At 61.4% G+C, this 20,698-nt stretch carries 19 protein-coding genes and 2 pseudogenes; 12 read left to right on the top strand and 9 right to left on the bottom strand.

All coding sequences use genetic code 11. The features are described 5' to 3' along the window. Positions 1 to 169: 169 nt before the first annotated feature. From NBG89_RS18665 to otsA, 5 genes are all read left to right on the top strand, one after another. Complete coding sequence (locus NBG89_RS18665) at positions 170 to 847, top strand: FadR/GntR family transcriptional regulator (protein ID WP_431321165.1); 678 nt, start codon at positions 170 to 172, stop codon at positions 845 to 847. Next, entirely contained in the window at positions 844 to 2,136 is a 1,293-nt protein-coding gene (locus tag NBG89_RS18660; protein WP_431321164.1) for a CynX/NimT family MFS transporter, read from the top strand. The genes NBG89_RS18665 and NBG89_RS18660 overlap by 4 nt, the downstream gene beginning before the upstream one ends. A gap of 147 nt (positions 2,137 to 2,283) precedes the next feature. Further along, a complete protein-coding gene (locus NBG89_RS18655) occupies positions 2,284 to 3,738 on the top strand; it encodes a S10 family peptidase (RefSeq protein WP_431322737.1) in 1,455 nt (484 codons plus the stop codon). 102 nt (positions 3,739 to 3,840) lie between these two features. Next, positions 3,841 to 4,635 (top strand): trehalose-phosphatase, encoded by a 795-nt coding sequence (gene otsB, locus NBG89_RS18650; protein ID WP_431321163.1) that lies wholly within the window; start codon positions 3,841 to 3,843, stop codon positions 4,633 to 4,635. Positions 4,636 to 4,677: 42 nt separating this feature from the next. Then, a complete protein-coding gene (gene otsA, locus NBG89_RS18645) occupies positions 4,678 to 6,054 on the top strand; it encodes an alpha,alpha-trehalose-phosphate synthase (UDP-forming) (RefSeq protein ID WP_431321162.1) in 1,377 nt (458 codons plus the stop codon). Positions 6,055 to 6,066: 12 nt separating this feature from the next. Here the strand turns inward: otsA and NBG89_RS18640 are convergent, their stop codons facing one another. Next, on the bottom strand, positions 6,067 to 6,969 hold the full coding sequence (locus tag NBG89_RS18640; RefSeq protein ID WP_431321161.1) for a choline sulfate utilization transcriptional regulator: 903 nt from the start codon (positions 6,967 to 6,969) through the stop codon (positions 6,067 to 6,069). Positions 6,970 to 7,159: 190 nt separating this feature from the next. Between NBG89_RS18640 and betC the strand changes: the two genes are divergently transcribed. Continuing rightward, positions 7,160 to 8,674, top strand: a complete 1,515-nt coding sequence (betC, locus tag NBG89_RS18635) for a choline-sulfatase (RefSeq protein WP_431321160.1) — start codon at positions 7,160 to 7,162, stop codon at positions 8,672 to 8,674. A 62-nt stretch (positions 8,675 to 8,736) separates the two neighbouring features. Here the strand turns inward: betC and tsaA are convergent, their stop codons facing one another. Continuing rightward, entirely contained in the window at positions 8,737 to 9,255 is a 519-nt protein-coding gene (tsaA, locus tag NBG89_RS18630; RefSeq protein ID WP_431321159.1) for a tRNA (N6-threonylcarbamoyladenosine(37)-N6)-methyltransferase TrmO, read from the bottom strand. 55 nt (positions 9,256 to 9,310) lie between these two features. Beyond that, positions 9,311 to 10,894 (bottom strand): peptide chain release factor 3, encoded by a 1,584-nt coding sequence (locus NBG89_RS18625; protein ID WP_088691113.1) that lies wholly within the window; start codon positions 10,892 to 10,894, stop codon positions 9,311 to 9,313. Positions 10,895 to 10,984: 90 nt separating this feature from the next. Between NBG89_RS18625 and dut the strand changes: the two genes are divergently transcribed. Genes dut through NBG89_RS18610 form a run of 3 tightly spaced genes read left to right on the top strand, consistent with a single transcriptional unit; the run spans position 10,985 to position 13,366 of the window. Further along, positions 10,985 to 11,455 carry a dUTP diphosphatase gene (gene dut, locus NBG89_RS18620; protein WP_431321158.1) on the top strand — a complete coding sequence of 157 codons (471 nt, stop codon included), beginning with the start codon at positions 10,985 to 10,987 and terminating at the stop codon, positions 11,453 to 11,455. After that, positions 11,452 to 12,351 (top strand): GNAT family N-acetyltransferase, encoded by a 900-nt coding sequence (locus tag NBG89_RS18615; RefSeq protein WP_431321157.1) that lies wholly within the window; start codon positions 11,452 to 11,454, stop codon positions 12,349 to 12,351. Before dut ends, NBG89_RS18615 begins: the two co-directional genes overlap by 4 nt. A 49-nt stretch (positions 12,352 to 12,400) precedes the next feature. After that, positions 12,401 to 13,366 carry a serine hydrolase domain-containing protein gene (locus tag NBG89_RS18610; RefSeq protein ID WP_431321156.1) on the top strand — a complete coding sequence of 322 codons (966 nt, stop codon included), beginning with the start codon at positions 12,401 to 12,403 and terminating at the stop codon, positions 13,364 to 13,366. A 17-nt stretch (positions 13,367 to 13,383) separates the two neighbouring features. Here NBG89_RS18610 and NBG89_RS18605 read toward each other — a convergent pair. Beyond that, positions 13,384 to 13,848, bottom strand: a pseudogene (locus NBG89_RS18605) (Lrp/AsnC family transcriptional regulator); the annotation flags it as partial. Between the two features lie 103 nt (positions 13,849 to 13,951). Here NBG89_RS18605 and NBG89_RS18600 point away from each other — a divergent pair. After that, the gene (locus NBG89_RS18600; protein WP_431321155.1) at positions 13,952 to 14,848 is read left to right on the top strand and encodes a DMT family transporter; all 897 of its coding nucleotides are present in this window, start codon (positions 13,952 to 13,954) and stop codon (positions 14,846 to 14,848) included. Positions 14,849 to 14,863: 15 nt separating this feature from the next. On the opposite strand, the gene NBG89_RS18595 is transcribed toward NBG89_RS18600, so the two are convergent. Continuing rightward, positions 14,864 to 15,382 (bottom strand): Dps family protein, encoded by a 519-nt coding sequence (locus NBG89_RS18595; protein WP_431321154.1) that lies wholly within the window; start codon positions 15,380 to 15,382, stop codon positions 14,864 to 14,866. A gap of 213 nt (positions 15,383 to 15,595) precedes the next feature. On the opposite strand from NBG89_RS18595, the gene NBG89_RS18590 reads away from it, so the two are divergent. Both NBG89_RS18590 and cysK read left to right on the top strand, forming a co-directional pair. Beyond that, positions 15,596 to 16,213, top strand: a complete 618-nt coding sequence (locus tag NBG89_RS18590) for a LysE family translocator (RefSeq protein ID WP_431321153.1) — start codon at positions 15,596 to 15,598, stop codon at positions 16,211 to 16,213. A 132-nt stretch (positions 16,214 to 16,345) separates the two neighbouring features. Further along, positions 16,346 to 17,308 carry a cysteine synthase A gene (cysK, locus tag NBG89_RS18585; protein WP_088704065.1) on the top strand — a complete coding sequence of 321 codons (963 nt, stop codon included), beginning with the start codon at positions 16,346 to 16,348 and terminating at the stop codon, positions 17,306 to 17,308. Positions 17,309 to 17,361: 53 nt separating this feature from the next. Here cysK and NBG89_RS18580 read toward each other — a convergent pair. The 4 genes and pseudogenes from NBG89_RS18580 to NBG89_RS18565 all read right to left on the bottom strand — a co-directional run. Further along, positions 17,362 to 17,768 (bottom strand): annotated as a pseudogene (locus NBG89_RS18580) (YifB family Mg chelatase-like AAA ATPase); the annotation flags it as partial. 176 nt (positions 17,769 to 17,944) lie between these two features. Then, entirely contained in the window at positions 17,945 to 18,889 is a 945-nt protein-coding gene (gene gshB / locus NBG89_RS18575) for a glutathione synthase (RefSeq protein ID WP_431321152.1), read from the bottom strand. Positions 18,890 to 18,985: 96 nt separating this feature from the next. After that, positions 18,986 to 19,495 carry a cupin domain-containing protein gene (locus tag NBG89_RS18570; protein ID WP_431321151.1) on the bottom strand — a complete coding sequence of 170 codons (510 nt, stop codon included), beginning with the start codon at positions 19,493 to 19,495 and terminating at the stop codon, positions 18,986 to 18,988. Positions 19,496 to 19,598: 103 nt separating this feature from the next. Further along, entirely contained in the window at positions 19,599 to 20,696 is a 1,098-nt protein-coding gene (locus NBG89_RS18565; RefSeq protein WP_431321150.1) for an ABC transporter ATP-binding protein, read from the bottom strand. Positions 20,697 to 20,698 lie beyond the last annotated feature (2 nt).

Here is a 20,698-nt window from a genome sequence, read left to right as displayed (position 1 = left end):
TCTAAGCCCACCTTCCTAGGATCGCTTTGACGGTCCGGCCATTTACAGGGCCAGAACTCATGGAAAGGGTCGCTTCACGCGGCCCTTTTCCATTTTCAGCACAGCATTGACGAAGACCATACTCCCGGAGTATTCGTAAAGTCATCAGATGACTTTACGAATACGAGCGATGGAACCACTCGCAAAAACGAAGCTTGCGGACACGGCCATTGAGGCAATCCGCGCCGAGATCCTGGGAAAGCGGTGGGCCGTTGGCGAGAAATTGCCCAACGAGGCGACGCTATCGTCCATGCTCTCCGTCAGCCGCGGCACAGTCCGCGAGGCGGTGCGGGTGCTGGTGTCGCAAGGGCTGCTCGAGACGCGCCAGGGCTCTGGAACCTATGTGCTCTCGACCACGGATACGAGGCTGCCGCTCACGATGGCGCGCCGCGCTGGTCTGCGCGATCTCTTCGAAGCCCGGTGCGCGCTCGATGTCGAGGCCGCGAGACTGGCTGCGGTACGACAAACCCCTGAGATCATTGCGGAGTTACGGGTACTTCTCGCCAAGCGAGGCAATTTCGAAGGTGGCGACAAGAGCGCCTTCGTCGAACGAGATCTTGCCTTCCACAAGGCGATTATTGCTGCCAGCGCCAACCGCGCGATGATCGAAATCTATCAGTTCTTTTCCGCCTCGATTGCCGAAACAATTGAGGCGACGTTGGATGCCGAGATTCCCGAACCTGATATGCGGGCGCATGCCGACATCATCGACGCGATCGCCACCGGCGATCCGCAACGGGCCGATGCAGCCGTTCGCCGCTTCATGGCCCCCATCATCAGCGCTCTCGACCGGATGCTTCATTCATGACAACGCCCCTTCAGGATTCCGCCTACGCCTACGATCTGGCGGACGAACAGCTTATCGACGCCGAAGCCGATAGCGTCCCGCAGCCGCAGCCGCCGGTTGGCAGCAGCGCCGCGGTGCGATTTCTGCTCGGGGCAAGCCTCGTTCTGATTGCTTTCAATCTGCGTCCTGTCTTTTCCAGTGCCTCCGCTCTGTTGCCCGAAATCAAGACCGAACTCGGCCTCTCGTCGCTCGGCGCCAGCCTGCTGACCACGCTGCCCGTCGTCTGCCTCGGCGCCTTCTCGCCACTGGCGCCGCGGCTTGCTCAGCGGATCGGCGCGGAGCGCACGCTTCTCGGTGTGCTCGTTCTGCTGGCGCTTGGGACAGCGCTGCGTGGCCTTTCCTCGATTCCGTTGCTCTTCGTCGGCACCGCTGTCGCCGGCGCTTGCATCGCTGTCGGGAACGTGCTGCTGCCGGGCCTGGTCAAGCGTGACTTTGCCGATCGTGCCGCATTGATGACCGGCTTCTACACGATGGCACTGTGCGCCGGCGCGGCAAGCGCCGCGGGCTTTACGCTGCCGCTCGAGCGCATTCTCGGCGGCTCTCTCTCCGGTGCGCTGGCCGGATGGGGACTACCTGCGCTGATCGTCGCGATCATCTGGTTGCCGCAAGTGCTGTCCACCAAAAATCAGGTCAAGCGTAGCGGCTTTTCCGTCCAAGGGCTCTGGCGCGACCGCCTGGCCTGGCAGGTCACGCTCTTTATGGGGCTGCAATCAGCCCTGGCCTATTGTGTCTTCGGCTGGCTCGTGCCGATCCTGCGTGAACGCGGGGTTGACGCTGTTACCGCCGGAGCGATCGTTTCAGTATCGGTGATGGTTCAGGCCGCGGCATGCTTGGTTGCCCCGCAGGTCGCGGTAAGGGGCAAGGATCAGCGGGTGATCAACGCGTCGCTCTGTGCCGTTGCCGTCGTTGCGTTGTTCGGCCTGCTGTTTGCGCCGCTCTCAACCGTCTGGGTCTGGGCCGTGCTGCAGGGCATCGGTCAGGGCGGCCTGATCGCTGTCGCCATGACGACGATCGTGCTGCGCTCGCGCGATCCGCATGTGGCCGCCCACCTTTCGGGCATGGCGCAGTGCGTCGGCTACCTGCTTGCCGCGATCGGTCCGCTCGTGGTCGGGCTCATCCGCAGCTGGACCGGCGGCTTTGCATGGTCGGCGGTGCTTTTCGTGGTGCTTGGTGCCGGTGCCGCCATCAATGGCTGGAACGCTGGTCGGGCGCAATATGTGAATGCGCGCACGATCGAGAAGGCGGACTGACGTCCGCCTCACCATCTGTTGATTTCCTCCCCAATCGCGCGATGCTAGGTTGACGCCTCCTATGCCGCTTCTGCTGGAGGAGAAGTCTTGCGTTTCCTATCCGCCATTCTGCTTGCAACAGCGCTGCTTGCGCCGCTGGCTCCCGCCATGTCGCAGGACGGTCGGGACGAACCTACCACACAAGCCTCACCGGGCGTGCTGAAGTTGCTGCCTGACGACTCGGTCACCCACCACACAATAAAGATAGGCGACCGGCCCCTCGACTATGTGGCCACAGCCGGGACGCTTGACCTCTTCGCACAAGACGGCACCAAAACAGGCGCCATATTCTACACGGCCTATGTCGCCAAGAACGGAGCCCCCGACCGCCCGCTGACCTTTGCCTTCAACGGCGGCCCCGGTGCGGCGTCGGCATTCCTGCATCTCGGGCTTGTGGGGCCGCGTATCCTCGATTTCGGCCCGAAAGGCGACGACGGGACCGACGCAAGATTGATCGACAACCCGCACACTTGGCTCGACTTTACCGATCTTGTTTTCATCGACCCGATCGGAACGGGTTGGAGCCGGACCGCCAAGGCCGACGACGCCTCCAAATACTACAACGTCAATTCCGACGCGGAGAGCATCGCAAAGGCGATCGCTCTTTATGTCGCACACAACAACCGATCCGGCTCGCCCAAGTATCTTCTCGGCGAGAGCTATGGCGGCTTTCGCGCCGCCAAGGTGGCTGGCGCTCTGAAGGATAGCCAAGGCATCATCGTCTCCGGCGCGATCATGCTTTCGCCGCTGCTCGAGGGGCAACTGATGTTCAATGCCGATCAGTTCGCACTTGGCGCGGCACTCGAATTCCCGTCGCTTGCGGCAGCGAACATGGACAGACGCAACGCGTTTGATGAAACACAGCAAAGAGAAGCGGAGAAATTTGCGCTTGGCGACTATCTCACGACGCTCGCCGGCCCTGCACCGACCGGTGACGCGGCCAAAGCCTTCTACGGGAAGATAGCCGGCATGACCGGCATTCCCGAAGATGTCGTGGCGAAGAACCGCGGCTTCCTCGGAAATGCTTATGCCAAGAAATCCGGCCAGGACGGCCGAGTCGTCAGCCCTTACGACGCGGCGTTCTCGACGCCCGATCCTTATCCGGAGTCAGATTCCGACCGTGGCGACGATGCGATCCTCGACGGCTTCACCCGAGCCTATGGCGGAGCCTTTGCCGACTACGCACGGAATGAACTCAGCTTCAAAACCGAAATGACCTATTCGCTGCTGGACTCCGATATCGGCCGGAGGTGGGAATGGGGCGAGCGCGGCGGCGGCTCGAGGCTGCAGGCGAGCGTCACAGACGACATCCGCCAGCTCCTCGCCTCCAATCCGAAATTCCGCCTGCTGATCGCCCACGGCTACAGCGATCTCGTCACGCCCTATGGTGTCAGCCGTTATGTCGTTGATCACCTGCCACCTTCGCTTGCCGGTGAACGCGTGGTGCTGAAAGTCTATCGAGGCGGCCACATGTTTTATACGCGAGCAGATCAGCGCGCCGCGTTCACGGCCGACGCCAAGGCTTTCTTCACAGGGCATTCCGCCGCAATGCCGGCTGAGTGAACGTGCGCTTGCTTTCGGGATTGCACGAGGAAATCTGAGATTTCCTCGCAACATCTGATCACTCGGGTTGCCTTCGGTGGATACCGACATAGGTAAGACACCATGTCATACCCCCGTGAGCCATTTCCTGCCGTGGTGCCGAAGCCGGCGTCAGCGCAGATGGAATTGCTGATCGCTCTTTCGTCCTCCCTTCTAGATTGCGCTCTCTTTCTGGATATCGATGGGACCTTGCTCGACCTCGCCGACGTGCCGGATGCGATCGTCGTTCCACCGTGGTTGCCGACGGCGCTCGATGCCGCGTCTCAGAGGCTCGGCGGAGCGCTTGCCTTGGTTACAGGACGGGCACTCGCCTATGCCGACGAGTTGTTCTCGCCATTCCGATTTCCGATCGCCGGCTTGCACGGCGCCGAACTGCGCCGACCCGACGGCAAAGTCGCCAGGGCCGAGACAACAGCCGCATTCGAGGCTCTGAAGAGGGATCTCCGCAAGGAGACCGAGGGCCTGGAAGGCGTGCTTGTGGAAGACAAGGGAGCGGCCGTCGCCGCCCATTACCGTCTGGCGCCGCAGAGGCAGGCACAGGTCGAGCCGATCATGGAGCGACTTCTAGCCAGGGCCGGAGCGAACTGGACCTTGCAGCGAGGCAAGATGGTTCTCGAAATCCGACCGGCCAGCGCCGACAAAGGTCACGCCGTAGAGGTGTTTCTGTCGATGCCGCCCTTTGCCGGCAGGCGTCCGATCGCCATAGGTGACGACGTCACGGACGAGGCGATGTTCCGCGTCGCCAACCGCCACGGCGGCCACTCCGTTCGGGTCGGCTCGCCGTCTAAAACCGCCGCCACGCTGACGTTGCCTTCCGCGTCGGCGGTGCGGGACCTGATCGCGCAGTTCGCCGTTTGATCCCAAGCACGACGTGCTGTCCCTCCCAGGAAAGGAATTTTTGTGTCCCGTCTCGTCATCGTTTCCAATCGCGTGCCAGCCCCGACAAAGGACGGCGCAGCCACCGCCGGCGGACTGGCGGTGGCGCTGAAGGCGGCACTCGAGGAACGGGGCGGTATCTGGATGGGTTGGTCCGGAAAGTCGAGCGAAAACGACGAGCCGGGCCCCCTGTCCCTGACGGAAGAGGGCAAGATTACCTACGCCCTGACCGATCTCACCGGCAAGGACGTCGAGGAATACTATTACGGCTTCGCCAATCGCGTGCTTTGGCCGATCTGTCACTATCGGCTGGATCTTGCGGAATACGGCCGCAAGGAGATGGCGGGATATTTCCGCGTCAACCGGTTCTTCGCGCATCGACTGGCGCCGCTGCTGCGGCCGGACGACATCATCTGGGTGCATGACTACCATCTGATCCCGCTGGCCGCCGAACTGCGGCAAATGGGCTTCAAGAACCGCATCGGCTTCTTCCTGCACATTCCCTGGCCGCCGGCGGATGTGCTCTACACCATGCCGGTTCACGAGGAGATTATGCATGGTCTGGCAGCCTACGATCTCGTCGGCTTTCAGACGGACCATGATCTCGAAAACTTTGCCGGGTGCCTTCGCCGCGAGGACATGGGCGATGCGATTGGGGACGGCCGGTTCACGGCAAACGACAAGGTTTTCAAGGGGGGAGCCTATGGCATCAGCATCGAGACGGCCGCATTCGCCGAATTCGCCAAGAAGGCCGGCAGCCACCATCTGGTGCAGAGGGCGCGGCAGAGTATCAGGGACCGCGACCTCATCATCGGCGTCGATCGGCTGGACTACTCCAAGGGCATCACGCAGCGCCTCGATGCCTTCGAGCGTTTCATCCTCAATAATCCGGCTCACCAGCGGAAGGTGACCTATCTCCAGATCACACCGAAATCCCGCTCGGAAGTGCCTGAATACGAACAGATGCAACGCACCGTCGCTGAGCAGGCAGGCCGAGTGAACGGTGCGCTGGGGACGGTGGACTGGGTACCGATCCGCTATATCAATCGCTCGGTCAGCCGCCCGATCCTCGCCGGTCTTTACCGCCTGGCAAAGGTCGGATTGGTCACGCCGCTTCGTGACGGCATGAATCTCGTTGCAAAGGAATATATCGCTGCCCAGGACCCCGAGGATCCCGGCGTGCTGGTGCTCTCCCGCTTCGCCGGCGCTGCCCGCGAGCTGAAGAAAGGCGCATTGCTGGTCAATCCCCACGACATCGAGGGAACAGCCAACGCGCTGGCACGGGCCTTGAATATGCCGCTTGAGGAACGCCAGGAACGTTGGCAGCGGATGATGGATCACCTGCTGGTGCACGACGTATCGCGCTGGTGCGAAGATTTCCTCGATGACCTCGTCGCTTGAGGGCGGGCAGCATCACGCGATGCCGGCCTCTGCCATCAGCCACTTCGCAAGCAGATCACTCTGGGCGTCGCGCGCCCGTGGTGGGAGTAGCCAATAGCCCCGATCGGGCGCTTCCAGCGCGGGACCAGCGGTCTTCAGCATGCCGGCCGCGAGCAGCGAGTCGACGAGCCCCATCCATCCAATGGCGACGCCCTGTTCGCCGATCGCCGCCTGCACCACCAGCGAGTAGGTGTTGAAGCTTAGGTCCCCCTGCCCCGTCTGACCATCGCGACGGACGCCGAGCTCCGCGAGATAGTGCCGCCAGTCGAACCAGGGCGACGGTTCTTCGGTGTCGAGATGTATCAAACGCGCCCGCGCAAGGTCATCAGGCGTTGAGAGGGGGCCGTAGCGATCAAGGAAGCCTTGGGTACAGACCGGCGCGACCTTTTCCGGCAAGAGCAGAACCGCGTTCCGATCGAACTCCGATCGCCGACCAAAAACCACGGCAACATCGCCGTCCTCCGACCGACCTTTCTCCATTTGTTGTGTCGCGACAATCTGAATGTCGACATCCGGGTAGAGCGTGCGAAACGCGTGCATCCGTGGGATCAGCCAGAGCGAAGAAAATGCAAAGTCCGTGCGCAGTCGTATCGTTGGCCTGTCCGCTTCACTACGGAAGCGCCGCGCCAGCTCGTCGATTTCGCTGACGCTTTTTGCCACAACATCGAGCAGGCGCAGGCCTTCCGGCGTCAACTCAACGCCGCGATGCTGTCGTTTCAGCAGACTGACGCCAAGTTGTTCCTCCAGTCGGCGGATCTGATAGCTGACGGCAGGCTGCGTCAGGCCGAGAACGCCTGCCGCGGCGGACAGACTACCGGCCTTGCCGATTTCAGCGAATATGCGCATCCAACCAAGCTCGACGCGGCGGCTTTCCATAAAAAATCCTTAGAGGGGATATCAAAAAATGCCGGCTTCACAGGTCATTCGATATCGATAATCAATAAAGCAATCAAATGGCATATGCGAGATGAGGCCGAGATTCCTGTCGCGCGTTCCGGTCGAGGCGGACTGGCATGGCTGCGCAGACGCGGCTAAGTTCCCGATCCCGAACCCAAGGACGACATGCATGGCGCGCCCGAATATTCTCATTCTGATGGTCGATCAGTTCAATGGCACGCTGTTTCCCGACGGACCGGCCAATTTCCTTCATGCGCCACATCTGAAAGCCTTGGCGGAGCGTTCGGTACGCTTTGCCAACACCTATACGGCAAGTCCCCTTTGCGCGCCGGCTCGTGCATCCTTCATGTCGGGGCAGCTGCCGAGCCGGACTCGCGTTTATGACAACGCCGCCGAATTCGCATCCGATATCCCGACATTCGCGCATCATTTGCGCGCGGCGGGTTATCACACGGCCCTGTCGGGAAAGATGCATTTCGTCGGCCCGGACCAGTTGCATGGCTTTGAGGAACGCCTGACCACCGATATCTACCCCGCCGATTTCGGCTGGACGCCCGACTACACCAAGCCCGGCGAGCGCATCGACTGGTGGTACCATAATCTCGGCTCGGTCACGGGTGCCGGTGTTGCCGAAATCACCAACCAGATGGAGTATGACGACGAGGTCGCCTACAACGCGACCCGCAAGCTCTACGACCTGTCGCGCCGTCACGACGACCGCCCCTGGTGCCTGACGGTGAGCTTCACTCATCCGCACGATCCCTATGTCGCGCGCCGCAAGTATTGGGACCTATACGAGAATTCCCCTGCTCTCGATCCTGATGTCGATGCTATTCCTTTCGACCAGCAGGATCCGCACTCCCAGCGCCTGTTGAGGGCCTGCGACTACGATGCGTTCGAAATCACACCGGAGCAGATCCGGCGCGCACGCCAGGGCTACTTCGCCAATATTTCCTACATCGACGACAAGATCGGCGAAATCCTCGATGTCCTCGATCGCGGGCGGATGGCGGACAATACGATCGTGCTTTTCGTTTCCGACCACGGCGACATGCTCGGCGACCGTGGCCTCTGGTTCAAGATGTGCTTCTTCGATGGTTCGTCGCGGGTGCCGCTGACGATCGCGGCGCCGGGCTGGGCACCGGCCTTCATACAGCAGCCGGTCTCGACGCTCGACGTGACGCCGACGCTCGCGGCGCTGGCGGGTATCGACATTGCCAAGCTGGCTCCGTGGACGGATGGCGAGGACCTGACGCCACTCGCAACTGGCACCGGCGGTCGTGGTCCGGTGCCGATGGAATATGCCGCCGAGGGGTCGGAAGCCCCGCTCGTCTGCCTGCGGGACGGTCGCTTCAAGCTGACGCTCTGCGACAAAGACCCGCCGATGCTGTTCGATCTCGAGGCCGACCCAAGGGAATTGAACAACCTCGCATGCGATGCGGGATATGCCGATGTTCTCGCGGGGCTCACGGCCCAGGCCAAGAGACGCTGGAACTTGCAGAATTTCGATGCCGCCGTGCGCGAAAGCCAGGCGCGCCGCTGGGTGGTCTACGAGGCGCTGCGGAACGGCGCCTACTATCCCTGGGATTATCAGCCGCTGCAGCGGGCTTCCGAGCGCTACATGCGCAATCACATGGATCTGAACGTGCTGGAGGAAAGCCAGCGCTATCCGCGTGGCGAGTGAGATCGCGGCGGAGGCTCCGGCTGCGACAGTCCCCGAATGTCATGATCGCCGTCGACTGATCGTTAGGCCTTCTTGCAGTAATGCGCGTCGTCGCCGGTCTGGAAATCTCCGGGCTGCGGCGGCGCGATCGGCTTGAACAGCGTACGGTCCGGCTTCAGATCGAGAAGCGGCGTACCGTCAAGGCAATCCAATCCGCGAACCAGCAAGACGCCACCTTCGACCCCTTCCAGCTTGACGATCGAGGTACCGATCGGATTTGGCCGCACCGGTGAGCGGAGAGAAAAGGTGCCATGCACCTTCCCGCTGTTGGCCGGGCTTTGCAGAACGAGGTCGCGCCGCGATCGATCCAGCCAATAGAGCACTTCCAGCCGTTCGAAGGCCTCCACACCCTGGAGGGCCTGCTTCCACGGTTCGAAAATCTCGATCCTGCAGAGCGGACCGTCGTGCCGTCCCTGGCGCGGCGTCTCCATGCGCGAGGTCCAGGGGGTACGGATACGCCCGATGAACACCAGACCGGCATCGGTCGCCGGCGGCAGTTCGACGGCGACTTCGTTTTCTCTGATTTCATTCTCTCGAACCATGAAACGCTCCTTTTTCAAAAGGGCATCATGGCAGATCGCTATATCCGATCCAATATCACGCCGCCTTGATGGCGTGATATTCCTTGAGGGCGGCCATCTTGATCGCCGGATAACGCTCGGCTTCATAGCGAAGCGAGAAGCTGTCCTGCGCCAGGAATACCGGGTCGTTGTCGAGGTCTCGCGCGATATCGCCGCGACGGGCGGTCACGAATTTGTCGAGCTCAGCAGGCTGATCGGCGGAAATCCAGCGGCAGACGGAGAAACGCGACATTTCAAAGGAGACGGGCAGGCCGTATTCGGCCATCAGGCGTTCCTTGAGAACATCGAGCTGCAGCGCACCGACAACGCCAACGATAGCCGGCGAACCATCCTCCGGCTGGAACAGCTGAACGACGCCTTCCTCGGCCATCTGCTGCAGCGCTTCCTTGAGCTTCTTCGCCTTCATGGCGTCTTCGAGGCGCACCCGGCGCAGGATTTCGGGCGAGAAGTTCGGCACACCCTGGAACACCAACGACTCGCCTTCCGTCAGCGTATCGCCGATGCGCAGTGTGCCGTGATTGGGGATGCCAACAACATCGCCTGCATAGGCCGTGTCGGCAAGCTGCCGCTGCGAGGCGAAAAAGAACTGCGGCGCGGTGAGGCCTAGTTGCTTGCCGGTGCGCGACAGCCTCGCCTTCATGCCGCGCTCGAGCTTGCCGGAGCAGATGCGGGCAAAGGCGATACGGTCGCGATGGTTCGGGTCCATGTTCGCCTGGATCTTGAAGACGAAGGCGGTCATCTTGTTGTCGGTCGCCTGTACGGTGCGGATATCGGCGACCTGATCGCGTGGTGGCGGGGCGAACTCGCCGAGCGCATCGATAAGGTCGCGAACGCCGAAATTGCGCAGCGCCGAGCCGAAGAAAACGGGCGTCAAATGGCCTTCGAGGAAGGCCTTCTTGTCGAAGGGCTTGCAGGCCTCGATCGCCAGCGTCGTCTCCTCGACGAACGCGTCGCGCTCGTTCTCCGGCAGACGGTGGGACACCATCTCTGGATCGGTGACCTTCGTCATAATCTCCTGCGTGTCGGAGGCGCGCACCTCGTTGTTCGCCAGATGATAGGTGCCGCAGAAGGTCTTCGAGCGACCGATCGGCCAGGTGACCGGCGCGCAATCGAGCGCCAGCTTCTCCTCGACCTCGTCCAGGATTTCGAAAGGATCGCGGCTTTCACGGTCCATCTTGTTGATGAAGGTGATGATCGGAATGTCGCGCATGCGGCAGACTTCGAACAGCTTCAGCGTCCGCGGCTCGATACCCTTGGCGGCGTCGATCACCATGACCGCGGCATCGACGGCCGTCAGCGTGCGGTAGGTGTCGTCGGCGAAGTCTTCGTGGCCGGGCGTGTCGAGAATGTTGAAAACGTTGTCGTTGTATTCGAACGTCATCACCGAGGTGACGACTGAGATGCCGCGCTCGCGCTCGATCTTCATCCAGTCGGAGCGCGTCTGCATGCGATCCTTCTTTGCCTTGACTTCGCCGGCAAGCTGAATGGCGCCGCCGAACAGCAGCAGTTTTTCGGTGAGCGTGGTCTTACCCGCGTCCGGGTGCGCGATAATAGCGAATGTGCGGCGGCGGGAGACCGCCTCGGCGAGACTTTCAGCCATGATGTGAATCCTGTGGAATTGCGGCGTATCTAGCGATTAAAGCCCGGCATTGCAATTGACCTTGGCGCGTCGGACGCAAACTAATGCCCCATGACAATCCATACCGATACGCGCCCGACGCTCAACATCATCCGCCTCGCCAACGGCCAGGATCTCGATCTGCCCTCCTACGAAAGCAGGGGGGCGGCCGGCATGGACCTGCGCGCCGCCGTTGACGCAGGTGCGCCGATGATCATCGAGGCCGGAAAGCGCGCGCTAGTGCCAACTGGCTTTATCTTCGAAATTCCCGAGGGATATGAAGGCCAGGTGCGTCCGCGCTCCGGGCTGGCCTTCAAGCACGGCATCACCTGTCTCAACACACCCGGAACAATCGACAGCGACTACCGCGGCGAAGTCAAAGTTCTACTGATCAATCTCGGCGAGGGGCCGTTCGAGATCACCAGAGGCATGCGCATCGCGCAGATGGTGATTGCCCCGGCGATCCAGGCACATATCTCAGAGATTTCCGAGGCGAGCGCCACCGCACGCGGCGCAGGCGGCTTCGGATCAACCGGAGTATGAACTCCAAGGGCATCGATCATTCCGGCCTGACCTTCCGCCGTGACTATTTCGGCGATCTCAAGGCCTGGCAGGCGCTGGTCGATCTCCTGAAAGACACGTTCGACATCGACATCGGCCCTCTGCAGCAAATGGGCGGGCCTGACTCGAGCAGCATGCCATTCGGCTGGTTTGCCGCTGATGGCCGGCTTGGTGCCAATCTTTCGGCCTTCGCCATGCCGCTTGTCATCAACGGCCGCACGGTGAATGCCGCCTCATTCCAATCCGGTGCGGTTCGGCCGCCCTGGCGTGGCCGTGGCTTGTATCGCGACCTGACCCAAAAGGCGCTCGCCTGGTGTGAGGAGAAAGGCTTCGAGACCATAGTTCTCTATACCGACAAGCCGGCGCTCTACGCGCCTTACGGCTTTCACGCCTTGCCGATGCATGCCTATTCCGGCCAGGCGCCGGTGCCTGTCGCTTCGGGCCGCCCTGCCCGCACCCTCGATCCGTCGCAGCCAGCAGACCTTTCGCTGTTGCAGGCAGCCTTGAAACGCCGCGTACCGGTATCGGAGACGCTCGCCGTCGTGGAAAGTACGGCAATGTTCCTCATCAACACCCGGCTCGATCCCAGCGTGCGGTTGAGCTTTGTCGAGGACAGCCAGGCGGTCATCGCCTGGAAGATGGATGGCGACCGTTTCATCCTCCTCGATGTCGTGGCACAAGAAGTCCCTACCCTCGCCGAAATCATCGGCAGCCTCGGCTTGGGGCCCGCTGTCGCCGAAGTACTCTTCCGCCCTGACCGGCTTGGCTGGGAAGGGAGAGCGCAGACGACCGGTGGCAGCACGCGTTTCATGATCCGTGCCAGCGACGAAATCACGCTCGACGCGCCGGCTATGCCTTCACCTATGGCCGATTTCTGACACTTAGTGCGTTGCCAGCCGAGACTTCTGCAGATCGAAGGAGGGCTGAATGGCCGACGCCGCATTCATTTACCCGAATTCGGAATGGCAACAGCATACCGAGGGCGGCTGGGATGCCGCAGTGCTGGAAAGCCTCGTCCTCGAACTGGAGCGCGGCGGATCAACGGCGATGGTGATTATCGACAGCGGACGCCTCGCCCGTTCCTGGGGCGATACGGCCTACAAGTCGAGTGTCGCTTCGGTGAGCAACAGTCTGATCAGCATCCTCTACGGCATCCATGCCGGGGCCGGCCGGATCGATCTTTCCGCCACGCTCGCGGATCTCGGCATTATCGACGTCGAGCCGCTGACGACAGACGAACGGACGGCCACGATTCGCAACCTTCTTGCCGCCCGGTCCGGCGTCTATCTCCCTTCCGTCTACGACACGACACGCGGGCGGCCGGAGCGAGGCAGCCATCCGCCGGGTTCCTTCTGGTTCTACAACAACTGGGATTTCAACGTCCTCGGCACGGTTCTCGAAGTCCAGACCGGCGAGAACCTATTCGAAAGCTTTGCCACCCGCGTCGCCGCGCCCCTCGGCATGCAGGATTTTTCGCCGGCCGACTGCCGCTATCAGCATGGACCAGAATCTCGGCATCCTGTTTACAAGATGGCGATGAGTGCGCGCGACGCAAGGGTCGGGCTGCTTTATTTGCGAGGCGGCCGCTGGAACGGTGTGCAGGTTGTGCCCGAGGACTGGGTTCGCCTGTCAACTGCGCCACATTCCGATCTTGGGGGCGGCAGGGGCTATGGTTATCTCTGGATGACGGTGGAGGCGAATGCGCTGGAGGCTTCGCTCTCCATCCGAGCGCCGCTCTACTATGCCAGCGGCTTTGGCGGGCAATACATCATCATCGTTCCGGCGCTCGATCTCGTCGTCGTGCACCGCGCCGCGCAGGTCGACTACGGCATCAGCCATGGCCATATGGGAGAGCTGATGCGGCTTGCCATTTCGGCGCGTTCGAACCGGTAGCGCTTACCTTCAGGGCTTTGCCGCGAGAGCGGTGGCAGACGACGCTTGACCGGCGATGCCTTGACCATCGAGGTGCTTGTTTCGGCCTTCTCCGCCACCTTGTCGAGGATCGTGTCAAGCTCCGCCATCGAGCGGACGACAAGCCGGGCAATGAAGCAATCGTCGCCCGTGACCTTGTCGCACTCGACGAACTGAGGCGTGTCCTGGATGATCCGTTGAACGACATGCAGTTGCCCCGGCAGGGGCCGTACCCGCACGATCGCTTGTAGCGGATATCCGAGTGCCGTAGCGTCGATATCGATGGTGAAACCGGCGATGATCCCGCGCTCTTCCAGGCGACGGAGGCGTTCGGAGGCGCTGGGCGAAGACAGCCCGGCAGCCTGCGCCAGCTCCTTCAACGAGATGCGCGCATTCTCGGCCAGTGCTTCCAATATTCTCTGATCGACATCGTCGATGACATTATCGTTAGCCGAAACAGACATTATTCCTCACAATGATAGGCCATAGACACAATCACGCTCATGCAACCTATATAAATTGCGGCGCGACCACAATAATCTTTCTCCATCGAGATGGAGAGACATAATGAACAGCGAAATTCGCACCGGCACCGCCCAGATGACCGCGGCAATGCTGATATCAGGGACAATCGGCTGGTTCGTGGTGATTTCGGGCCAACCGGTGAGTGGCGTGGTGTTCTGGCGCTGCCTCTTTGGCGCAGTCAGCCTGCTCGTCGTCTGCGCCGCTATGGGGCTTTTGCGTCCGGGCATCATCAGCTTGAAATCGGTGGGCATCGCTGTCTTCGGCGGCGTCGCCATCGTTCTCAACTGGTTGCTGCTCTTCGCATCCTACAGCCATGCATCCATTTCGATCGCGACGACCGTCTATAACACGCAACCCTTCATGCTGCTTGCGCTGGGCGCCTTGTTTCTTGGCGAAAGGATCACCACCACAAAGCTGTTCTGGCTGACCCTGGCCTTTGCCGGCATGGCGGCTATCGTCGAAGCAAAGCCGGCCACCGCGGGCGGGCACGAGGGTTACGGCCTCGGCATCCTGCTGGCGCTCGGCGCCGCGTTCTTCTACGCCCTCGCGGCGCTCGCGGCGAAATGGCTGAAAGGCACGCCGCCACATCTTATCGCGCTGATCCAGGTTGCGACCGGCGTGCTGATGCTGCTGCCGACCATGAATTTCTCTGACCTGCCCGGGGACGGTCAGTCGTGGTCGATCCTGATCACCATGGGTGTCGTACATACCGGGCTGATGTATGTGCTGCTCTACGGCGCGATCCAGAAGCTGCCGATCCATCTGACAGGGGCGCTGTCGTTCATCTATCCGATCGCCGCGATCCTCGTGGACCGGGTAGCATTCGGACATGCCTTGCAGCCCCTGCAACTGGTCGGTGCAGCCGTCATCCTTGTCGCCGCGGCAGGCATGAACCTCGGCTGGACGCCCGCGCAGCTGTTGCGCGCGCGGGCGGGCTGATCATTGCCAGCGAAGCTACTTCGACTGCCGCGTCGTCTCGAACAGGAACCAGGTGCGGCGCTCGGCTTCGTCGATCCACACTTCCAGCAGGCTTGCCGTGGCGACGTCGTTGTGCTCGGAGCAGACATCGTGGGTCTCGCGCAAGAGCGATACCAGCTGCTTGTTGTCGTCGCGCAATTCCGCCAGCATGTCCTCCGGCGTGACATAGTCGGCGTCATTGTCGTTGATGCGCTGCAAGCGGCCGATATGGCCGATTGAGCGCAGCGTCGTGCCACCGATCTTGCGGGCGCGCTCGGCAATCGCATCCGTCGTGGCGAAGATCTGCTCAGCCTGCTCGTCGAGCATCAGATGGTAATCGCGGAAATGCGGTCCCGACATATGCCAATGGAAATTCTTCGTCTTGAGGTAGAGCGCGAAGACATCCGCCAGCAGCGCGGCCAGAGCGGCCGAGATATCCTGAATGGCATTGCTCTTCAGATCCGTCGGTGTGGCAAGCGGGGCTAGTCTGCGCTTTTCGGCTGCGGTGGGGCTCATCAGGTGTCTCCTTTGGCAAGCGGCGGACATTGGCAGGTGTCGGAGCAGAGATCGCCTTCGATTGTCAGCTTCCACCAGCCGTAATCACCGCCTTGGAACTAGAACCACAATCGCGAGCGTCAAGAGCGGCAAGCGCAACCCGGCGACAGAACTCGGATGCTTGAAACCAATGTGGCCGAGGCGTAGAAGGCGACTGAAGCAGGAGCTCATGTCATGTCGTTTACCGCCCTTTTCGCATACGCAGCGGCGCTCTTTATTGCGGCGGCAATTCCTGGACCGGGTATCACGGCGATCGTCGCCCGCGCGCTCGGCTCGAGTTTTCGCGAGACGTTTTTCATGGGCCTCGGCCTTGTACTTGGCGATATGACCTATCTCACCGCCGTCATTCTCGGGCTTGCCTTCGTGGCACAAACGTTCACCGAGGTCTTCATTGTCATCAAGATCGCCGGTGCGCTCTATCTCTGCTACATCGCGTACAAGCTCTGGACGGCCGGGCTGCTGCCCCAGCACATCGCAGCCAAGAAGGCGAGCAATGTCGGCATGAGCTTCATGTCCGGCCTACTGGTGACGCTCGGCAATCCCAAAACCATGCTTTTCTACGTCGCACTGGTGCCGACGCTGATCGACATCAACAGCATCGGGCTTCGCGAATATGGCGTCCTTTTGGCGACCACCTTCGTCGTCCTGCTGGTGGTTCTGATACCCTATATGCTGCTTGCTTCACGCGCCCGGCTGATGCTCAAGCAACCGCGCGCGCTGGCGGCGCTGAACAAGACGGCCGCAGGTATTCTCGCCGGCACAGCAGCCTTCATCGCCACCCGTGCGGCCTGAAAAATTCATTCGGCAAAGCCCGGTTCCTAAAGGATTTTTTCTCGCCTGACCGCGTCTGGCGGATGAAGCCGCACTGGCCTCCATCCGTCTTTGACCCTATTCTCTCCGCACATTTCACCAAGGGAGAGCCTCATGTCGAAGAAACCGGGCCGCGGCCGTATCTATTCCTCGATTACCGAAACCATCGGTGACACGCCGATCGTGCGGCTCGACAAGCTCGCCAAGGCGAAGGGCGTCAAGGCCAACCTCCTCGCCAAGCTGGAGTTCTTCAATCCGATCGCTTCCGTGAAAGATCGCATCGGCGTCGCCATGATCGAGTCGCTGGAGTCACAGGGCAAGATTTCACCCGGCAAGACGACGCTGATTGAGCCGACATCGGGCAATACCGGTATCGCGCTGGCCTTTGCCGCGGCTGCCAAGGGATACAAACTGATCCTGACGATGCCGGAAACCATGTCCATCGAGCGCCGCAAGATGCTGGCACTGCTCGGCGCCGAACTCGTGCTCACAGAAGGTCCCAAGGGAATGAAGGGGGCGATCGCCAAGGCCGAGGAGCTGGCGGCGACCCTCCCTGACGCCATTATCCCCCAGCAATTCGAAAACCCGGCCAATCCGGAAATCCACCGCCGCACGACAGCCGAGGAGATCTGGAACGATACCGACGGTGCGGTCGATATCCTGGTTTCCGGTATCGGCACCGGCGGCACCATCACCGGCGCCGGCCAGGTGCTGAAATCGAAGAAGCCCGGCATCAAGGTGGTGGCCGTTGAGCCCGCGGAATCCCCGGTTCTTTCCGGTGGCCAGCCAGGACCGCACAAGATCCAGGGTATCGGGGCAGGCTTTGCGCCGGCGATCCTCGACACGCATATCTACGACGAGATCGTCACGGTGAGCAGCCCCGAGGCGCTGGAGCTTGCCCGCGAGGTCGCCAAGCTCGAAGGCGTGCCGGTCGGCATCTCCTCTGGCGCGGCACTGACGGCCGCGATTAAAATCGGCAGCCGCGAGGAGAATGCCGGGAAGAACATCGTCGTGATCATCCCGTCCTTTGCCGAACGCTATCTCTCGACCGCCCTGTTCGACGGTCTCGGCAGCTAAAAAGCTACTCGTTGCTATCGAAGCTGGGGCGCCTCCTGGCGCCCCTTTGCGTTTCAGGCTGCTGTCGTCAATCGTTCCCCTGCGATACGATAGGAAATTGCCTCGGCAAGATGAATGCGGCCTACCGTTTCGTTCCCGTCGAGATCAGCCAAGGTGCGGGCCACTTTCAGCACGCGATGATAGCCTCGCGCCGAGAACTTCATTTTCTCGGCTGCGTCGCGTAGCAATTGCAGGCCAGCCGAATCCGGCGCGGCGTATTTCTCGATCATGGCGGTCGAACACTTCGCGTTCGTGCCGATACCTCCCGACCCTGCTGCTTCGAAACGTGCTTGCTGGATGCCGCGGGCACGGGCGACGCGGCGGGCGATATCCGCGCTTCTTTCGGCCGCATCGGTTTGATAAGATCGAAGGCGGAGACGGCAGGCACATCGATGCGGATATCGATGCGGTCCATCAGCGGAAACAAGAACAACAAAGGAACAGATTCAAGCCAGCGATGTAGGCAGGTTGTGACAGGTTGCAGAGGCAGAACAAACCGGGCGATTTATCCGGATTGCGCAGAGTGGGAAATATGTAGAAGGGCGATTGCCCTCGAAAAACCGCGCCCCGTTGCGGCACGCGGTTACGAGGAGACGCTTAGCGCTTTCGCTCAATTGCGTCCCACAGCAGGGCGGCAATATCGGCACCGCCAAATTTGCGGACCTCACGAATGCCTGTCGGCGACGTGACGTTGATCTCCGTCATGTAGTCGCCGATGACATCGATGCCGACAAAGAGGAAGCCGCGTTCCCTGAGCGCAGGGCCGATGCGCTTGCAGATTTCGATTTCGCGTGCCGTCAGTTCAGTCGCCTCGGCGCGTCCGCCGACATGCATGTTGGAACGGCTGTCGTGCTCAGCGGGGATGCGATTGATGGCACCGACCGGTTCGCCGTCGACGAGCAGGATGCGTTTGTCGCCCTTGCGCACATCAGGCAGATACTGCTGCGCGATGAAGGGTTCGCGGAAGAGCTGACCGAACATTTCGAGCAGTGACGACAGGTTGCGGTCGTCCCTGGTGGAGTGGAAGACGCCGGCGCCACCGTTGCCATAGAGCGGCTTCAAGATGATGTCGCCCATCTCGTCGCGGAAACGGCGAATCTCGGCCGCATCCTTGGTGATCAGCGTCTTCGGCATCAGATCGGCAAATTCGGTGACGAAAATCTTCTCGGGAGAATTCCGAACCCAAGCCGGGTCATTGACGACGAGCGTCTTCGGGTGGATCCGCTCCAGCAGGTGCGTCGAGGTGATATAGGCCATGTCGAACGGCGGGTCCTGGCGCAGCAGGATGACATCCATCGTCGAGAGATCGACGCGTTCGGGCGCTCCGAGTTCGAAGTGATCGCCCTTGACGTCGCGCAGCACCATCGGCTCGACGGTGGCGTACAGATTGCCATCTCTGAAGCTCAGGCGGTCAGGCGTGTAATGGAAGAGCTTGTAGCCACGAGCCTGTGCTTCCAGGCTCATCGCAAAGGTGGAATCGCCCGCAATATTGATGCCGGCAACATGGTCCATTTGGACCGCTACATTCTTGATCTTGGCCATTTCCGTCCCTTAGCTGATGCCGGACAGATGTAGGCTGCAGAGGCCCCGAAAGCAACGCCAATCAATGACGTCCGGCGCGGCGGATGGGCGAATTCCTCAGGCCGCGATGCCGCTCTTCGGCGCCTCGCAGCGCAACAGGCTGCGGAGCCGATAGGCAAGCGCAACCGGCTTCGGAAACGGCTTTCTAAGGAACGCGACCTTGCGGACATAATTGTCCACGCGCCAGCTTGCCCAGGTGCCCGCCGCGAAGAACGCCACGTCGCCCGCCTTCAGCGTGCGCTCCGTTCCGTCCTCGGCAACGATATGGACGCCGCCTTCAAGGATCATCACCGTTTCGTCCCAATAAAAGTACCAACGGAATTCGCCGGCGGTGCAGTCCCAGATCGCCGTATAGGCTGCATCGTCGTTGCTGCGGGAATGTTCACCGGTGCGCGCCTGCGGATCGCCGCTGACAATCCAGTCCGGATTGATCGGTGTCGCGTGCATGACGAAGTTGTCCCCGGACTTCGCTACGAATGTCTTTGCTTCTGGCTGCGGCAGACTCGGGAAAGGCACCGCCCGCGCGGCCATCGCGACCACGCTTGCCAGCATCATATGAATACCCATGAGCAACCCCCGCTGCTATCAAACCCGCGTCGGGATAGCAGAGAGTCGTAAAGGCACCGTACAGGCGGTCCGTACAATTTGAGCGATCGATCGGCAGAAGACGTCAGGCGATTTCCGTTTTCGCCGCGACGGCCCGCAAAGACGCCGTTTCGCCGATGCGCTTCCCGGTCTCATGGTTGAAGAAATGCAGTCTCTCGGCAGCCACGATCAGCCGCAGTTCGGACTTCAACTCTATTTCGGGAGACAGGACTGCCGTCAGCTGCTGATCGCCAAGACTTCCGTGCACGAGACGCTGGGAGCCGAGTTCCTCCACATAGTCTATCGCGACCGTCATGGCATGTTCGCCAGGACCGGCAAGGCGCAGGTCCTCGGCACGAATGCCGACGGTCACGGGCCCGGATGCGGGCGCATGACCCGCAAGGTCGATCACGCTTGGCCCCAAGGCGAGCTTGTCGCCATGCAGCTCACCCTTGAGCAGGTTCATGGCCGGAGAGCCGATGAAGCTCGCGACAAAGGTGGAGGCCGGGGTGTGGTACACGTCGAGCGGGGCACCGATCTGCTCGATTTCGCCGCCGTTCAAAACCACCAGCCGGTCGGCCAAGGTCATTGCTTCCAGCTGGTCGTGGGTGACGTAAATCGAGGTTGTGCCGAGACGGCGCTGCAGCCGCTTGATCTCGCCGCGCATCGAAACACGGAGCTTGGCGTCAAGGTTGGAGAGCGGTTCGTCGAACAAGAAGGCGGCCGGCTTCCGCACGATCGCGCGGCCCATGGCGACGCGCTGCCGCTGACCGCCCGAAAGGGCACGCGGCTTGCGCTCGAGATAGGCTTCGAGCTGCAGCATGCGGGCGGCTTCAGCGACGCGAGCGTCGATCTCCGCTTTCGGCGTCTTGCGGTTACGCAGACCGTAGGCGAGGTTTTCGTAAACCGTCATATGTGGATAGAGTGCATAGTTCTGGAAGACCATGGCGATGTCGCGTTCGGCAGGGTCGACCTTGTTGACAACTCGGTTGCCGATCTTGACCTCACCCTTGGAGATTTCCTCCAGCCCGGCGACCATGCGCAAAAGCGTCGACTTCCCGCAGCCGGAGGGACCGACAAGGACGATGAATTCACCGTCCTTGATGTCGATGTTCACGGACTTCACAGCATGGACGTCCCCGGTATAGATCTTGGAGACCTGAGTGATTTCGATGGCGGCCATCG

It is taken from the genome of Rhizobium sp. YTU87027, assembly GCF_050644135.1.
In the GTDB taxonomy this organism is placed as follows: domain Bacteria; phylum Pseudomonadota; class Alphaproteobacteria; order Rhizobiales; family Rhizobiaceae; genus Rhizobium.
Note: the sequence above shows the minus strand (reverse complement) of the source record. Positions and strands in the feature narration are given on the sequence as shown.

What these genes read in the sequence shown, in the direction of transcription:
- NBG89_RS18665 (WP_431321165.1), top strand. Translation starts at nt 170, where the DNA reads ATGGAACCACTCGCAAAAACGAAGCTTGCGGACACGGCCATTGAGGCA.
- NBG89_RS18660 (WP_431321164.1), top strand. Translation starts at nt 844, where the DNA reads ATGACAACGCCCCTTCAGGATTCCGCCTACGCCTACGATCTGGCGGAC.
- NBG89_RS18655 (WP_431322737.1), top strand. Translation starts at nt 2,284, where the DNA reads ATGTCGCAGGACGGTCGGGACGAACCTACCACACAAGCCTCACCGGGC.
- otsB (WP_431321163.1), top strand. Translation starts at nt 3,841, where the DNA reads ATGTCATACCCCCGTGAGCCATTTCCTGCCGTGGTGCCGAAGCCGGCG.
- NBG89_RS18640 (WP_431321161.1), bottom strand. Translation starts at nt 6,969, where the DNA reads ATGGAAAGCCGCCGCGTCGAGCTTGGTTGGATGCGCATATTCGCTGAA.
- betC (WP_431321160.1), top strand. Translation starts at nt 7,160, where the DNA reads ATGGCGCGCCCGAATATTCTCATTCTGATGGTCGATCAGTTCAATGGC.
- tsaA (WP_431321159.1), bottom strand. Translation starts at nt 9,255, where the DNA reads ATGGTTCGAGAGAATGAAATCAGAGAAAACGAAGTCGCCGTCGAACTG.
- NBG89_RS18625 (WP_088691113.1), bottom strand. Translation starts at nt 10,894, where the DNA reads ATGGCTGAAAGTCTCGCCGAGGCGGTCTCCCGCCGCCGCACATTCGCT.
- dut (WP_431321158.1), top strand. Translation starts at nt 10,985, where the DNA reads ATGACAATCCATACCGATACGCGCCCGACGCTCAACATCATCCGCCTC.
- NBG89_RS18615 (WP_431321157.1), top strand. Translation starts at nt 11,452, where the DNA reads ATGAACTCCAAGGGCATCGATCATTCCGGCCTGACCTTCCGCCGTGAC.
- NBG89_RS18610 (WP_431321156.1), top strand. Translation starts at nt 12,401, where the DNA reads ATGGCCGACGCCGCATTCATTTACCCGAATTCGGAATGGCAACAGCAT.
- NBG89_RS18600 (WP_431321155.1), top strand. Translation starts at nt 13,952, where the DNA reads ATGAACAGCGAAATTCGCACCGGCACCGCCCAGATGACCGCGGCAATG.
- NBG89_RS18595 (WP_431321154.1), bottom strand. Translation starts at nt 15,382, where the DNA reads ATGAGCCCCACCGCAGCCGAAAAGCGCAGACTAGCCCCGCTTGCCACA.
- NBG89_RS18590 (WP_431321153.1), top strand. Translation starts at nt 15,596, where the DNA reads ATGTCGTTTACCGCCCTTTTCGCATACGCAGCGGCGCTCTTTATTGCG.
- cysK (WP_088704065.1), top strand. Translation starts at nt 16,346, where the DNA reads ATGTCGAAGAAACCGGGCCGCGGCCGTATCTATTCCTCGATTACCGAA.
- gshB (WP_431321152.1), bottom strand. Translation starts at nt 18,889, where the DNA reads ATGGCCAAGATCAAGAATGTAGCGGTCCAAATGGACCATGTTGCCGGC.
- NBG89_RS18570 (WP_431321151.1), bottom strand. Translation starts at nt 19,495, where the DNA reads ATGGGTATTCATATGATGCTGGCAAGCGTGGTCGCGATGGCCGCGCGG.
- NBG89_RS18565 (WP_431321150.1), bottom strand. Translation starts at nt 20,696, where the DNA reads ATGGCCGCCATCGAAATCACTCAGGTCTCCAAGATCTATACCGGGGAC.